Below are 12,567 nucleotides of genomic sequence, written 5' to 3'. Positions count from 1 at the left end.
CGCGGCCGGCTCCGGCCGCACACCGAGTCTCGGCGGGCGCTCGCCGCCGCACCATCGGACCTTGGTACTAGTACCCGTGGTCCCGGGCCCAGAGCGCCGCGCTCGTGCGGTCCGCGACGCCCACGCGGCGGAAGACGCTGCCCACGTGGGCCTTGACCGTGCGCTCGGCGATGCCGAGCTCGTGACCGATCTGGCGGTTGGAGAGCCCACGCCCGAGCAGGCGCAGCACGTCGGCCTCCCGACCGACGACGACCCGCGCCTCCGGCGGGCCACCCTCGCCCCGGCCGCCCGGGTCGGCGACGGGGACGGCAGGAGTCGCGGCGCGGGTCGGCAGGAGCGCCCGCGCCGCCCTCGGGTCGAGCGGTGCGTCGCCGCGCGCCGCCGACCGGACGCCGTCGAGGACGGTCGCCGGGTCGGCGTCCTTGAGCAGGTAGCCCGTCGCCCCGGCGGCGAGGGCGCCGTGCACGGTGACCGCGTCGGGGAACGAGGTCAGGACGACCACCCGTGCCGACGAGCCGCCGTCGATCAGCCGTCGCGTCGCCTCGACCCCGCCGATGCCCGGCATCGACACGTCCATCAGCACGACGTCGGGAGCGAGGGGCGGCACGAGGCGCAGCGCGGCCTCGCCGTCCGCCGCCTCGCCGACGACGCGGACGTCGTCCGCCCCGTCGAGCAGGGCGCGGAGCCCCGCCCGCACGAGCGGGTGGTCGTCGACCACCACGACCGTGATCACGGTGCCCCGGTCGTGAGGCGCCACCGGCTGCCCCGGCCCGGCGCGGTCGCGAGCTCGAGGGTCGCCTCCGCCTCGGCGGCGAGGTCGCGGAGCACGCGCAGCCCGAAGTGGGCGGGGTCGGGCCGGTCGAGGAGCGCGGGGTCGAAGCCGACCCCGTCGTCGGCGACCGTCACGACGGCGCCCGGCCGGCCTGCCGGGGCGGCCACGCGCACGGTGCACGACGAGGCCCTGGCGTGGGCGACCACGTTCACCAGCGACTCCTGCACGACCCGGAAGACAAGGCGCTGGTGGTCGGCGGAGAGGGCCCTCGCGACGTCGGGGTCGACGTCGAGGCGGACGGGCACGCCGCGCGCCGACGCGGCCTGGGCGAGGTCGACGAGGGCCGGCTCGAGCCCCGACGCGGCGAGGCTCGCCGGGTAGATGTCGACCAGGAGGCTGCGGAGGGCGCCCACGCTGCCGCGGACGGTCGCGGCGACGGCGTCGAGCCCGTCGGCTGTCGCCGGGTCGCCGCGGCGTCGCGACGCGGCGGACTCGGCCGAGACCGCGAGCGAGGTCGCGACGAGGTCCTGGACGACGCCGTCGTGGAGGGCGCCCGCGATGCGCCGCCGCTCGTCGCCGCTCGCCTCGAGGGCACGCTCGAGCAGCGCCTCACGGTGGCGGCGAGCGCCCTGCAGGGCACGGAGCAGACGAGCGAGCACGGGGAGCAGCAGCAGCACGACGAGCAAGATGCTGCCGATGGTGATGCCCGCGAAGCCGACCCACAGCTGGCCGCTCCGCTGCACGACCTCGTCGTAGCGGAAGTACACCTCGGCGAGCAGCGGTCGGCCGCTGGGCGTGCGGACGGAGCGGTAGGCCTCGAGCAGGCGGCCCTCGTCGCGTTCGTAGACGTTCTCGGGCTCCGTGAGGTCGCTGACCTCCGACTCGACGCCCGAGCCGCGGAGGGCCTCGAGGTCGTCGTCGCCGAGCTCGAACCGCTGGCCGATCAGCCGGTGCTCGTCGCTCCAGACGACGCGGCCGGTCTCGTCCCAGATCTTGACCCGGGCGATGCTCTCGCTGAGCACGTGGTCGCGGACGACGGCGTCCATGACGGCGACGGCGGTGGGGTCCCCGTCGACCAGGGCGTCGGTGAGGTCGGGCTCGATCAGGGCGTCGCCGATGCGGTCCGCACGGTCGGCCGCGTCGGCCACGGACTCCGCCTCGGCGAGCCGCCGGGCGGCGATCAGGGCCGCGACGGAGACCGCAACGATGACGAGCACGGCGACGACCGCGACCCAGACCACGACGCGCCCGGCGCTGGGGTCGTGCGGCGCCGACGACGACGACCCGTCGCGCCGCGTGACGACCCGCCACGGCGGGGCGCCGGCACCCGCCTCCCCCTGAGGACTGCTCATGCGACCATCCTGCCCCGGCGGAGGCGCACCTCCGAGCCGACTCGACGTCGGAGCCTCCCCCCGGAGCAGACTCGGGGCATGAAGTCGATCATCTACACCGAGACCGGTCCCGCCTCCGACGTGCTGCGGCTCGTCGACCGCGAGGTGCCCGAGCCCGGCGCGGGCGAGGTGCGCGTGCGCGTCGTCGTGTCGGGCGTCAACCCCACCGACTGGAAGTCGCGCCAGGGCTCCGGCCCCGGCGAGGCCACGCCGTACCCCGAGGTCACCCCGGACCAGGACGGCGCGGGCGTCGTCGACGCCGTGGGCGAGGGCGTCACCGACCTCGCCGTCGGCGACCGGGTCTGGTCGTTCATCTCCGCGAACGGCCACGCGACCGGCACCGCCCAGGAGTACACCGTCCTCCCCCGCGAGCGCGTCGTCCCCCTCCCCGACGGGGCCTCGTTCGACCTCGGCGCGAGCCTCGGGGTCCCCGCCATGACGGCGCACCGCGCGCTCACCGTCCACGAGGACGGCCCCACGCGCCTCTCGCCCGGCGCCCTCGACGGCGTCACCGTCCTCGTCTCCGGAGGCGCGGGCGCGGTGGGCCACGCCGCGATCCAGCTGGCCGCCTGGGCCGGCGCCACGGTGATCACCACGATCTCGAGCGACGAGAAGGCGGCCCTCGCCCGCGCCGCCGGTGCCCACCACGTCGTGAACTACCGGGAGCAGGACGCCGCCGCCGAGATCCGCCGCCTCGCCCCCGACGGCGTGCAGGTGGTCGTCGAGGTGTCGATCCGGCAGAACGCGGAGCTGGTGGCCGCGGTCGTCGCTCCCCGCGCCTCCGTCGCGATCTACGCGAACGACGGCGGCGACGAGGTCTCGCTGCCGCTCCGCGCCAACATGGGCACCAACACCCGCTACCAGTTCGTGCTGCTGTACACGGTCGGCGAGGAGGCCCTCCAGGCCGCCGCCGAGGACGTCACGGCCGCCGTGCGCGACGGGGCGCTGCCCGTCGGCGAGGAGGCCGGGCTGCCGCTGCACCGGTTCCCGCTCGAGCGGACCGCCGCCGCGCACGAAGCCGTCGAGGCCGGCGTGACCGGCAAGGTGCTGGTCGACGTCGCCCCCGAGTGAGCTGACGCACGGCGAGGCGCCCCGTCCTGGGCCCGGGGCAGCCCCGGCGGCCCAGGACGGGTCACCTCGGGGGTGCGGCGCCAGCGTTAGGCTCGCCGGGTGCCCGCTCCCGCCCCGATCAGCCCCGTGCAGGCCGAGGCCCTGCGCACCCGCACGCTCCCTCCCCTCGAGGAGGTGCGGCACGGCGTCTGGTCGCTGCCGTCGACCGTGGGCGACCGCGTCGAGGGCCACTCGTTCAGCTACCTCGTCGAGGGCTCCGACGGCTCCCTCGCGCTGATCGACCCGGGCTGGGCCGGGCCCGATGCCGTCCCCCGGCTCGAGGCGGCGCTGCGGTCGGTCGACCACGAGCTCTCCGACCTGACGCTCGTCGTGGTCACCCACCTGCACCTCGACCACCTGGGGGCCGCTGACGACGTGCGCTGCGCCTCCGGGGCCCGCGTCGCGATGCACGCCCTCGAGGCCGCCGCCCTCGACCGGCGCGCCGCCGACGGGGCCGCCGCCGACGCCGACGTCGCCCGCTGGGGCGCCCCCCGGGAGCTGACGGAGGCGCTGGTCGCCTCCTGGGGGTCCGGTCGCGCCCTGCCCGCGGTCACCCCCGACCTGCTGCTCGCCGACGGCGACGAGCTGCCGGTCGCGGGCCGCCGCCTGCGGGCCGTGCACACGCCGGGCCACACCGCCGGCCACCTGTGCGTCGTGGAGCCCGAGCAGCGCCTCGTCTTCACCGGCGACCACGTGCTGCCGACGATCAACCCCGGCATCGGCCTCGGCGGCCGCACCGCGTCGAACCCCCTCGACGACCACCTCGCCTCGCTGCGGGCGATGGTCCCCCTCGACCGGCCCGGAGCGGACGCCCTCGAGGTCTGCCCCGGCCACGAGTACCGGTTCGTCGGCCTGGCCGAGCGGGCGGAGGCGCTGGTCGCGCACCGTGCCGACCGCACCCTCGACGCGGTGACCGCGCTCGACGCCCTGCACGCCGAGGGCGCGGGCGAGGCCTCCCCCACGGTCTTCGAGGTCGCCGAGCGCATGACCGGCTGGCGCGGCGGCCTCCGGTCGATGACGGGCTTCGTGCTCGCCTCCGCGCTCGCGCAGACGGAGTGGCACCTCCGGTCGGCCGGACGCGGCGACGAGCTCGCGACGGGCTGAGGACGCCTCCCGGGCCGGAGGCGGCGACCCGGGCCAGACTCGGCGCATGACCACCGACTCCCCCGCTCGCGACGCCGACACCGGCACCGACTCTGACGCCCGCGCCGCCGCCGTCCCGTCGATCACCGACCCCGTCGCCCCGATGCTCGCGAAGGCCGTCGCGGCCGTGCCCGACGCCGACAGCGTCGAGGGCGGCCTGTCGTACGAGCCGAAGTGGGACGGCTTCCGCGGCCTCGTCTACTTCGACGGCGAGACGGTGGAGCTCGGCAGCCGCGGCTCGAAGCCGCTCACCCGGTACTTCCCCGAGCTCGTGGCCGCGCTCGCCGAGGGCCTGCCCGGCCCGTGCGTGCTCGACGGCGAGATCGTGCTGAGGCAGGGCGAGCCCGGCGACGAGCGGCTCGACTGGGACGCCCTCTCGCAGCGCATCCACCCCGCGGCCTCGCGCGTCGCCACGCTCTCGGTCTCGACGCCGGCCTCGTTCGTCGCGTTCGACCTGCTCGCCGAGGGCGACGAGAGCCTCTCGGAGCGCCCCTTCGGCGAGCGCCGGGCCGCCCTCGAGCGCCTCCTCGCCGACGCCGAGGCCCCGCTGCACCTGAGCCGCACGACCACCGACGCCGAGGTCGCTCGCCGCTGGCTCGTCGAGTTCGAGGGCGCCGGGCTCGACGGCGTCGTCGCCAAGCCCCTGGCGAGCCCCTACCGGCCGAGCAAGCGCACGATGCTCAAGGTCAAGCACCACCGCACCGCCGACGTCGTCGTGCTCGGCTACCGGGTGCACAAGAGCGGGCAGGGCGTGGGGTCGCTGCTGCTCGGCCTGCACGACGCCGACGGCGAGCTCCGGAACGTGGGAGGCGCCTCCGCGTTCTCGGACGCCCGTCGCCTCGAGCTCGTCGACGAGCTGGCCGACCTCGTCGTGCACGACGACGACGGCGGGGTCGCTCACGCCGAGACCGACCGCAGCCGCTTCTCGTCGGGGAAGGACGTCTCGTACGTCCCGCTCCGCCCCGAGCGGGTGGTCGAGGTGCGCTACGACCAGATGGAGGGGCAGCGGTTCCGGCACACGGTGCAGGTGGCCCGGTGGCGGGCCGACCGCGAGGCGCGCTCGTGCGGGTTCGACCAGCTGGAGGTGCCGACGGCGTACGACCTGGGCGAGGTGCTCGTCCGGGCCTGACGGGTCGGCGAGGCGCCTGCGGGGGCCGACCCGCGACTCCTGCCGTCCTGCTCTCGGGCCTACTCGACCGGCGCGACCTGGTCGCCCTGCGGCGCCGCCTTCGCCCGGCTGGGCTGCACGCGGGGCGGCTCGCCCGGCATCTTCGGGAAGTCGGGCGGGAAGGGCAGCTCGCCGAGGCCCGCCTCGACGTCGCGCTCCCACCAGCCGAGCAGCGCGTCGATCGTGCCGGGCTCGTCGTGCATGTGCTCCCACGGATCGCCCGTCGCGGCGAGGCGGCCCGGCACGGTGAGCACGGTGTGCGCCGCCGGGTCGGTCGCGTCGAGCTCGCTCCACTCGAGCGGGGTCGAGACGGAGGCGCGGGCCAGCGCCCGGGGAGACCAGGCACCCGCCATGGTGCGGTCGCGGTTCGCCTGGTTGTAGTCGACGAAGACGCGGCGGCCCCGCTCCTCCTTCCACCAGTTCGTGGTCACGGCGTCGGGCATGCGGCGCTCCAGCTCACGCGCCGCGGCGATCACCGCGTGCCGCACGTCGAGGAACTCCCGGGTCGGCTCGATCGGCGCGAAGACGTGCAGGCCGCGGTTGCCGCTCGTCTTGATGAACGCCGTCAGCCCGGCGTCGGCCAGCACGCGCCGGAGCTCGTGCGCCGCGGGCACCGCGTCGGAGAAGTCGGTGCCCGGCTGGGGGTCGAGGTCGACCCGGAGCTGGTCGGGCAGGTCGCTCGCCCCGGCCCGCGAGGCCCAGGGGTGGAAGACGACCGTGTTCATCTGCGCCGCCCAGACGGCCCCGGCCGGCTCGTCGATGACGAGCTGGGGGTGCGAGCGGGCGCTCGGGTAGGTCACGACGACGCTGCGCACGTGGTCGGGGGCGCCGCGGGGCGGGTTCTTCGAGAAGTAGTCGTCGCCGTCGACCCCGCCGGGGAACCTCTGCAGCGAGATCGGGCGGTCGCCGTTCGCGCGGACGAACGCGTCGCCCACGTCGACGAGGTAGCGCGCGAGGTCGAGCTTCGTCACGCCCAGGTCGGGCCAGAGCACCCGGCCCGGACTCGAGATCCGGACCTCACGGTCGCCCACCTGCAGCATCGTCGCCTCGCTCGCCATGCCTCACCCTAGCTCCGGGGCCCCGGGCGGGGCCGGGCCGGCCAGGTGGGGCCGGGCGGGCGGGGCCGGGCGGGCAGGGCCGGGCGGACGGGCGGGGCCGGGCGGGGCCGAGCGGCGCGGGGGCGCCCGCCGCGGGGCGGGTACGCTCGGGCGGTGACCTCCCCCCTCCGCATCGCGCTCGTCTCGCTGCACACCTCCCCCGGTGCCGAGCCCGGCTCGGGCGACGTGGGCGGCATGAACGTCGTCGTGCGCAACCAGGCCGAGGCCCTCGGCGCAGCCGGGCACCGGGTCGAGATCCTCACCCGGCGCTCGTCGCCCGACGGGCCCGACACCGTCGAGCTCTCGCCCGGGGTCACGCTGCGCGTCCTGACCGCCGGCCCGACCGAGCCCGTCACGAAGGGCCGCCACGAGGAGTTCGTCGACGAGTTCCGCGAGCGCCTGGCCGAGCAGGGCCCCTGGGACGTCATCCACTCGCACCACTGGTTCAGCGGCGTCGCTGCGCTGCCGGTCGCGCGCGAGCGCGGCGTGCCGCACGTGCAGAGCTTCCACTCGATCGCCGCGGGCGACGAGACGCCCCTCTCCGACGGCGAGCGCGCCGAGTCGCCCGGCCGCCTCGCCGGCGAGGCCCTGCTCGCGCGGGAGAGCGACGCGGTCGTCGCGATCAGCCGTGCGGAGGCCGAGACGGTCGCCACGCGGCTCGGCGGTGACCCGGCCCGGCTCTGGGTCGTGCTGCCCGGTGTCGACGCCGAGCTCTTCCGGCCGGCGACGCCGGGCGAGCCCCGCTCCGACCGGCCCTACGTCGTGGTCGCCGGTCGGCTCGAGCCGCTGAAGGCGCCCGACCTCGCCGTGGCCGCGGTCGCGGCGGTCCCGGCCGACCTGCGCCCCGAGCTCGTGATCGCCGGCGGCGCCAGCACCGAGCACGCCGGCTACGAGCACGAGCTGGAGGACCTCGCCGCCCGCCTCGACCTCGACGTGCGCTTCCTGGGGCCGCGGACGCGAGCGGGCCTCGCCGCCCTGCTCCGCGACTCCCGCCTGGTGCTGGTGCCGTCGCACTCGGAGACGTACGGGCTGATCGCCCTCGAGGCGGCCGCGAGCGGGGTCCCGGTCGTCGCCGCCGCGTCGGGGGGCCTGCGCGAGTCGGTCGTCGACGGCGTCACCGGCGTCGTGCTCGACAGCCGCGACCCGGCCCGCTGGGGCGAGACGCTGACCCGCCTGCTCGGCGACGACGCGACCTGGCAGCGCCTCGCGACCGCCGCCCGGCAGCGCGCGCTCGAGCACCCCTGGTCGCTCTCCGCCGCCGAGCTGGCCGACGTGTACTGCCGCCTCACCGGCAGCGACGACTGCACCGAGCTCGCAGCCGCGGGCGGGCGGCGCTGACCCTGCCGCACCGCGCCGACGCCCACCCGGACGGCGCTCAGGCCGCCCTCCGGCCCGCGGCCCTAGGCTCGGGGCGGGCGACGACGCCCGCACCGCCCGACTCCCCGGAGGCACCCATGACCGACGACACGCTGCTTCGCACCCTCGAGGAGCAGGAGGAGCGCCTGACGTTCCGCCGCTTCACGACCGAGACCGCCCTCGACCTCGGCGCCCACGTGCTCGCCGAGGCCCGCCGCCGTCAGCTGCCCGTGGCGATCGCGGTGATGAAGGGCCGGCAGCGCGTCTTCCACGCCGCCCTGCCCGGCACCTCGCGCGACAACGACGAGTGGCTCGACCGCAAGGCCCGCGTCGTCGAGCGCTGGGGCCAGAGCTCGTACCGCGTCGGCGAGACCTTCCGCGTCGCCGGCTCGACCTTCGACGAGAAGTCGCGGCTCGACCCGGGCGTCTACGCCGCCCACGGCGGGGTGTTCCCCGTCATCGTGCGCGGCGTCGGCCCGGTCGGCTCGGTCGGGGTCTCGGGCCTGCCCCAGGCCGACGACCACGCCCTCGTCGTCGAGCTCGTCGAGGACTTCCTCGCCCACGGCTACGACAGCTGACCCGACCGACGACGGCACGACCGACGGCACGACACCGACCGAGGGAGGCGCCGTGAGCGACGACGAGGCCACGCGCGCGGCCGCGGCACTGGCCGGGCTGCTCGGCCGCACGGTCGCCGAGCTGGCGGCCCGCGACGCCCGCCAGGAGTCGCTCGCGACCGTGAAGGCGTCACGACGGCTGCTGCTCGTGCACACGTCGGCCTCGCTGCTGCCGGCGGGCCGGGCCTGGCGCCTCGGGGTGCTGCTGCTCGGCCCCGAGGGGCAGGTCTGGGCGACCGGCACCATCACCCGCGCCACCGAGCCCAAGCGCGAGCAGCACCTGTCGGCCTCGGTCGAGGAGCGGCGTGACGCCCGACGGGCTGCGTCGCGGAAGTTCGCCGAGGGCGAGGTGGTCAACTACGGCCACGTGCCGGTGCGGACCGACGCCGAGGCCCTGCGCTCGGGTGCGGCCGAGCCCCTCGTGCTGGTCGGCGACGCCGTGCACGTGCGCTGGGGCCGCGGCCCGGGCGAACTGCGCGAGCTCGGCGCGTACCTCGCCGACCGCGCCGACCTCCTCTGAGCCGCGGTCGCCCGCGCCCGCCCTGCCCCGCGCCTCCCCGATCCCTGCCCCGCGCCTCCCCGCCCGCGCTTCCCCGATCCCTGCCCCGCGCCTCCCGCGCCCGCGCGTCCCCCACCCCGCCGCTCGGGCACCACTTCTTCGCACCGGAACCACGCCGCGGCGTGGTTCCGGTGCGAGGACGTGGTTCCGCACGAGACGGAGCGACGGGCTCAGCCCGTGGGCTGACCCGGGCCCGGCGCTGGCACGGTCTGCCAGCTGTCTCGCCTAGCATCGGGAGCGACCCTGGCCCGACCCCCTGGAGGACGCACCGTGCGCCGTCTGCTCATCGCCGCCTCCGTCGTGTTCTGCCTCGGGGCCGTCGGGCTCGTCGTCGCGGTCGCGATGGTCGTGTCGTCGCTGAGCGCTCCCCGTGACGAGCCGACCGCCGCCGCGGTCACGAGCCAGCCCACCTGCCCCGACGTGCCGCCCGTGCAGATCGGCACCATCTCGGTGCCCGCCGGCCCCGTCGCCGGCTACTGCCAGGACCGCCTCGTCAACGCCGCCTGGATCATGGAGGCCGCCAAGGCGCAGGGCATCGGCACCCACACGCAGGCCATCGGCGTGATGACGGCGATGGGCGAGTCGAGCCTCCGCAACATCGACCACGGCGACGACGTCGGCCCCGACAGCCGAGGGCTCTTCCAGCAGCGCGACAACGGCCTCTGGGGCACCTACGAGCAGCGGATGGACCCGTACACGGCCGCCACGATGTTCTTCACGAAGCTCGTGCGCATCCCCGGCTGGAAGGAGCTCTCGCCCACCGAGGCCGCCCACGCCGTGCAGGTCAACGCCGACCCCGACCACTACACGCGGTGGTTCGCCGACGCCGAGGTGGTCGTGGCCGAGCTGACGGCGCGCACGACGCCGTAGTCGCCGGACGCGGCCACACGCACGACGGCGCCGGGGCCGCCGGGGCCGCTACCAGCCCATCGTGCCGGGCGCGCCCTTGAACGGGCCGACGACCGACGCCGTGATCCAGCCGCCGTAGAAGTCGCCCTGCTGGGCCTGGACGACCTCGCCGTCGATCTCGCACGAGTCCATCCGCCCCGGGTAGAGCGCGACGTGGTCGACGAGCACCTCGTAGCCCGCCCACGGGCTCGGGTACGTCCAGCCGGCCGAGGAGGCGCGGGCCCCGCCGCCGACCACGTCGACGTACTTCGCTCGGCCCTTGTACTCGCACATGCTCGTGCCGGAGGCCGGCTGCAGGGCCCCCTCCGCGAAGGCCGTGCGCGGCAGGTACCAGACCGGCGGGTGGCTCGTCTCGAGCACCCGGTACGCCGAGGTCGTGTCGGCGACGACCTGGCCGCCGAGGCGGACGACCACCCGCTCGGAGCGGGCCTCGACCCTCGGGGGCCGGGGGTAGTCCCAGACGGACTCCTGGCCCGGGCCGGGCTCCTGACGGCGGACGGGCTCGCGCTTCGCTCTCATGCGGCCATCATGCTCGCGGCGGCTCGGAGGCCGCTGCCCGCCCACCTGAGCCTGGGCTGCACGTGTCGCACATCGGGCGGACCGCCTGGTTCGGTCGGGTCTACCGTGCACCCCATGAAGGCACTCCAGTACACCCAGGTCGGTCAGCACCCCGTCGTCGTCGAGGTCGAGAAGCCCTCGCCGGGGCCGGGGCAGGTGCTGATCCGCGTCACCGCCGCCGGCGTCTGCCACAGCGACGAGTACGTCATGAGCCTCTCCGAGGAGGACTACACGGCGCAGGGCTACCCCCTGCCGCTCACGCTCGGGCACGAGGGCGTCGGCGTCGTCGAGGAGCTCGGCGAGGGAGTCGAGCACGTCTCGGTCGGCGACGCGGTGGCCGTCTACGGGCCGTGGGGCTGCGGGCGCTGCCACCAGTGCGCGCAGGGCAAGGAGAACTACTGCGTCAACGCCGCCGCCGAGGGCATCAAGCCCCCCGGGCTCGGCGCCCCCGGCTCGATGGCCGAGTACATGATCGTCGACGACCCGCGCCACCTCGTGCCGCTCGGCGACCTCGACCCGGTCGAGAACGTCTCGCTCACCGACGCCGGCCTGACCCCGTACCACGCGATCAAGGCGTCGCTGCCGAAGCTCGGGGCGGGCACCTTCGCCGTCGTCATCGGCACGGGCGGCCTCGGGCACGTCGGCATCCAGATCCTCAAGGCGCTCTCGGGCGCGCAGGTGATCGCCCTCGACGTCAGCGACGAGAAGCTCGAGCTGGCGACGCACGTCGGCGCCGACCACGTCGTGATCAGCGACGAGCACGCCGCCGAGGCCGTCCGCACCATCACCGGCGGCGTCGGCGCGAACGCGGTGTTCGACTTCGTCGGCGCGCGCCCCACGATGGCGACGGCGGTCGCGGTGGCGGCGACGGAGGCGGACGTCACGATCGTCGGCATCGGCGGCGGCACGGTCGAGCTCGGCTTCGGCTCGATCGCCTACGACGCGGCCGTGCGGGTGCCCTACTGGGGCAGCCGCAGCGAGCTGATCGAGGTGCTCGACCTCGCGCGCGCCGGGCGGGTGAGCGTCGAGACGCAGCGCTACTCGCTCGACGACGCCCCGTCGGCCTACGAGGCGCTCGCGGCCGGGACGGTGCGCGGCCGGGCCGTCATCGTCCCGTAGCGGCGGGCAGGTCGGGGTCGGGCTGGCTGGGCGGGCCGAGCTCGACGGGCCGGTGCGGTCAGCCGGCCCGGCTCGGCCCCCCGAGCTGGTCGTCGAGCCACTCGGCGCAGTCGCGGGTCCACGCCGCGGCGGGCCCGGCGCCCTCGGCGAGCCCGAGGCCGTGCCGGCCCGAGGCGTAGACGTGCAGGGCGTGCGGCACTCCGGCCTCGGCGAGGGCCGCCCCCATCAGGTACGCGTGCTCGACGGGCACCGTCTCGTCGTCGGCGGTGTGCCACACGAAGGTCGGTGGGGAGTCGCGGGTCACCAGGGCGTCGAGCGACGTCGCGGCCCGGAGGTCGTCTGGGGCGTCGAGGCCGATCAGCGCCGCGCGCGAGCCGCCGTGGGTGGGCGTGCGCATGGAGACGACCGGGTAGGCGAGCACGACCAGGTCCACCCGCGCCTCCCCCGTGGCTCCGGGGGCGAGGGCGGCGAGGCCCGCGGCGTGGCCGCCGGCGGAGAAGCCGAGCAGGCCGACGCGCTCGTGGCCCGCCCCCCGGGCGGCCCGGACGGCCCCGCGCACGTGCTCGAGGGGGCCGGGGTGCCGCGTGTCGAGCGGGTACCGGACGACCTCCGCGCTGTGCCCGAGAGACCGCAGCCACTCGGCCACCGGCTCGCCCTCGTGGTCGGCGAGGTGCTGGTAGCCCCCGCCGGGCAGGACGAGGACGTGCAGCGGGCGGGCGGTCGGCTCGGGGCTCCGGGCGTCGGCCGGGCGGTGGTCGGTCACGGGCA

General features: G+C 76.4%; 13 protein-coding genes. 8 read left to right on the top strand and 5 right to left on the bottom strand.

The window, feature by feature from the left end; translation table 11 throughout:
* Positions 1–67: 67 nt before the first annotated feature.
* On the bottom strand, positions 68–733 hold the full coding sequence (locus IFT45_RS17790) for a response regulator (protein ID WP_192127554.1): 666 nt from the start codon (positions 731–733) through the stop codon (positions 68–70).
* Complete coding sequence (locus tag IFT45_RS07595; RefSeq protein ID WP_192045765.1) at positions 730–2,124, bottom strand: sensor histidine kinase; 1,395 nt, start codon at positions 2,122–2,124, stop codon at positions 730–732. The genes IFT45_RS17790 and IFT45_RS07595 overlap by 4 nt, the downstream gene beginning before the upstream one ends.
* Positions 2,125–2,202: 78 nt before the next feature.
* Here IFT45_RS07595 and IFT45_RS07590 point away from each other — a divergent pair, with 78 nt between their 5' ends.
* From IFT45_RS07590 to IFT45_RS07580, 3 genes are all read left to right on the top strand, one after another.
* Positions 2,203–3,234: an NADPH:quinone reductase gene (locus tag IFT45_RS07590; RefSeq protein WP_192127552.1), complete on the top strand. Its 1,032-nt coding sequence runs from the start codon at positions 2,203–2,205 to the stop codon at positions 3,232–3,234.
* A gap of 99 nt (positions 3,235–3,333) precedes the next feature.
* Positions 3,334–4,377, top strand: coding sequence for an MBL fold metallo-hydrolase (locus tag IFT45_RS07585; protein WP_192127550.1), 1,044 nt, complete (start codon positions 3,334–3,336; stop codon positions 4,375–4,377).
* A 46-nt stretch (positions 4,378–4,423) separates the two neighbouring features.
* A complete protein-coding gene (locus IFT45_RS07580; RefSeq protein WP_192127548.1) occupies positions 4,424–5,545 on the top strand; it encodes an ATP-dependent DNA ligase in 1,122 nt (373 codons plus the stop codon).
* 59 nt (positions 5,546–5,604) lie between these two features.
* Here IFT45_RS07580 and ligD read toward each other — a convergent pair whose 3' ends face one another.
* Entirely contained in the window at positions 5,605–6,642 is a 1,038-nt protein-coding gene (ligD, locus tag IFT45_RS07575) for a non-homologous end-joining DNA ligase (RefSeq protein WP_192127546.1), read from the bottom strand.
* Between the two features lie 153 nt (positions 6,643–6,795).
* Here ligD and IFT45_RS07570 point away from each other — a divergent pair, with 153 nt between their 5' ends.
* The 4 genes from IFT45_RS07570 (at position 6,796) to IFT45_RS07555 (ending at position 10,083) form a co-directional block, all read left to right on the top strand.
* Positions 6,796–8,019, top strand: coding sequence for a glycosyltransferase (locus IFT45_RS07570; protein WP_371810904.1), 1,224 nt, complete (start codon positions 6,796–6,798; stop codon positions 8,017–8,019).
* A 116-nt stretch (positions 8,020–8,135) separates the two neighbouring features.
* Positions 8,136–8,615 (top strand): heme-degrading domain-containing protein, encoded by a 480-nt coding sequence (locus IFT45_RS07565; protein ID WP_056055189.1) that lies wholly within the window; start codon positions 8,136–8,138, stop codon positions 8,613–8,615.
* 52 nt (positions 8,616–8,667) lie between these two features.
* Entirely contained in the window at positions 8,668–9,174 is a 507-nt protein-coding gene (locus tag IFT45_RS07560) for a hypothetical protein (protein WP_192127544.1), read from the top strand.
* A gap of 309 nt (positions 9,175–9,483) precedes the next feature.
* The gene (locus tag IFT45_RS07555) at positions 9,484–10,083 is read left to right on the top strand and encodes a hypothetical protein (protein WP_056055195.1); all 600 of its coding nucleotides are present in this window, start codon (positions 9,484–9,486) and stop codon (positions 10,081–10,083) included.
* A gap of 48 nt (positions 10,084–10,131) precedes the next feature.
* On the opposite strand, the gene IFT45_RS07550 is transcribed toward IFT45_RS07555, so the two are convergent.
* Positions 10,132–10,641 carry a DUF427 domain-containing protein gene (locus IFT45_RS07550; RefSeq protein ID WP_192127542.1) on the bottom strand — a complete coding sequence of 170 codons (510 nt, stop codon included), beginning with the start codon at positions 10,639–10,641 and terminating at the stop codon, positions 10,132–10,134.
* Positions 10,642–10,755: 114 nt separating this feature from the next.
* Between IFT45_RS07550 and IFT45_RS07545 the strand changes: the two genes are divergently transcribed.
* Positions 10,756–11,799: an NAD(P)-dependent alcohol dehydrogenase gene (locus tag IFT45_RS07545; protein WP_192127540.1), complete on the top strand. Its 1,044-nt coding sequence runs from the start codon at positions 10,756–10,758 to the stop codon at positions 11,797–11,799.
* Positions 11,800–11,857: 58 nt separating this feature from the next.
* Here the strand turns inward: IFT45_RS07545 and IFT45_RS07540 are convergent, their stop codons facing one another.
* Positions 11,858–12,562 carry a prolyl oligopeptidase family serine peptidase gene (locus IFT45_RS07540; protein ID WP_192127538.1) on the bottom strand — a complete coding sequence of 235 codons (705 nt, stop codon included), beginning with the start codon at positions 12,560–12,562 and terminating at the stop codon, positions 11,858–11,860.
* Between the last annotated feature and the right edge of the window lie 5 nt (positions 12,563–12,567).

The organism is Frigoribacterium sp. CFBP 13707 (genome assembly GCF_014842245.1).
GTDB lineage: Bacteria > Actinomycetota > Actinomycetes > Actinomycetales > Microbacteriaceae > Frigoribacterium > Frigoribacterium endophyticum.
Note: the sequence above shows the minus strand (reverse complement) of the source record. Positions and strands in the feature narration are given on the sequence as shown.

What these genes read in the sequence shown, in the direction of transcription:
- IFT45_RS07595 (WP_192045765.1), bottom strand. Translation starts at nt 2,124, where the DNA reads ATGAGCAGTCCTCAGGGGGAGGCGGGTGCCGGCGCCCCGCCGTGGCGG.
- IFT45_RS07590 (WP_192127552.1), top strand. Translation starts at nt 2,203, where the DNA reads ATGAAGTCGATCATCTACACCGAGACCGGTCCCGCCTCCGACGTGCTG.
- IFT45_RS07580 (WP_192127548.1), top strand. Translation starts at nt 4,424, where the DNA reads ATGACCACCGACTCCCCCGCTCGCGACGCCGACACCGGCACCGACTCT.
- ligD (WP_192127546.1), bottom strand. Translation starts at nt 6,642, where the DNA reads ATGGCGAGCGAGGCGACGATGCTGCAGGTGGGCGACCGTGAGGTCCGG.
- IFT45_RS07565 (WP_056055189.1), top strand. Translation starts at nt 8,136, where the DNA reads ATGACCGACGACACGCTGCTTCGCACCCTCGAGGAGCAGGAGGAGCGC.
- IFT45_RS07550 (WP_192127542.1), bottom strand. Translation starts at nt 10,641, where the DNA reads ATGAGAGCGAAGCGCGAGCCCGTCCGCCGTCAGGAGCCCGGCCCGGGC.
- IFT45_RS07545 (WP_192127540.1), top strand. Translation starts at nt 10,756, where the DNA reads ATGAAGGCACTCCAGTACACCCAGGTCGGTCAGCACCCCGTCGTCGTC.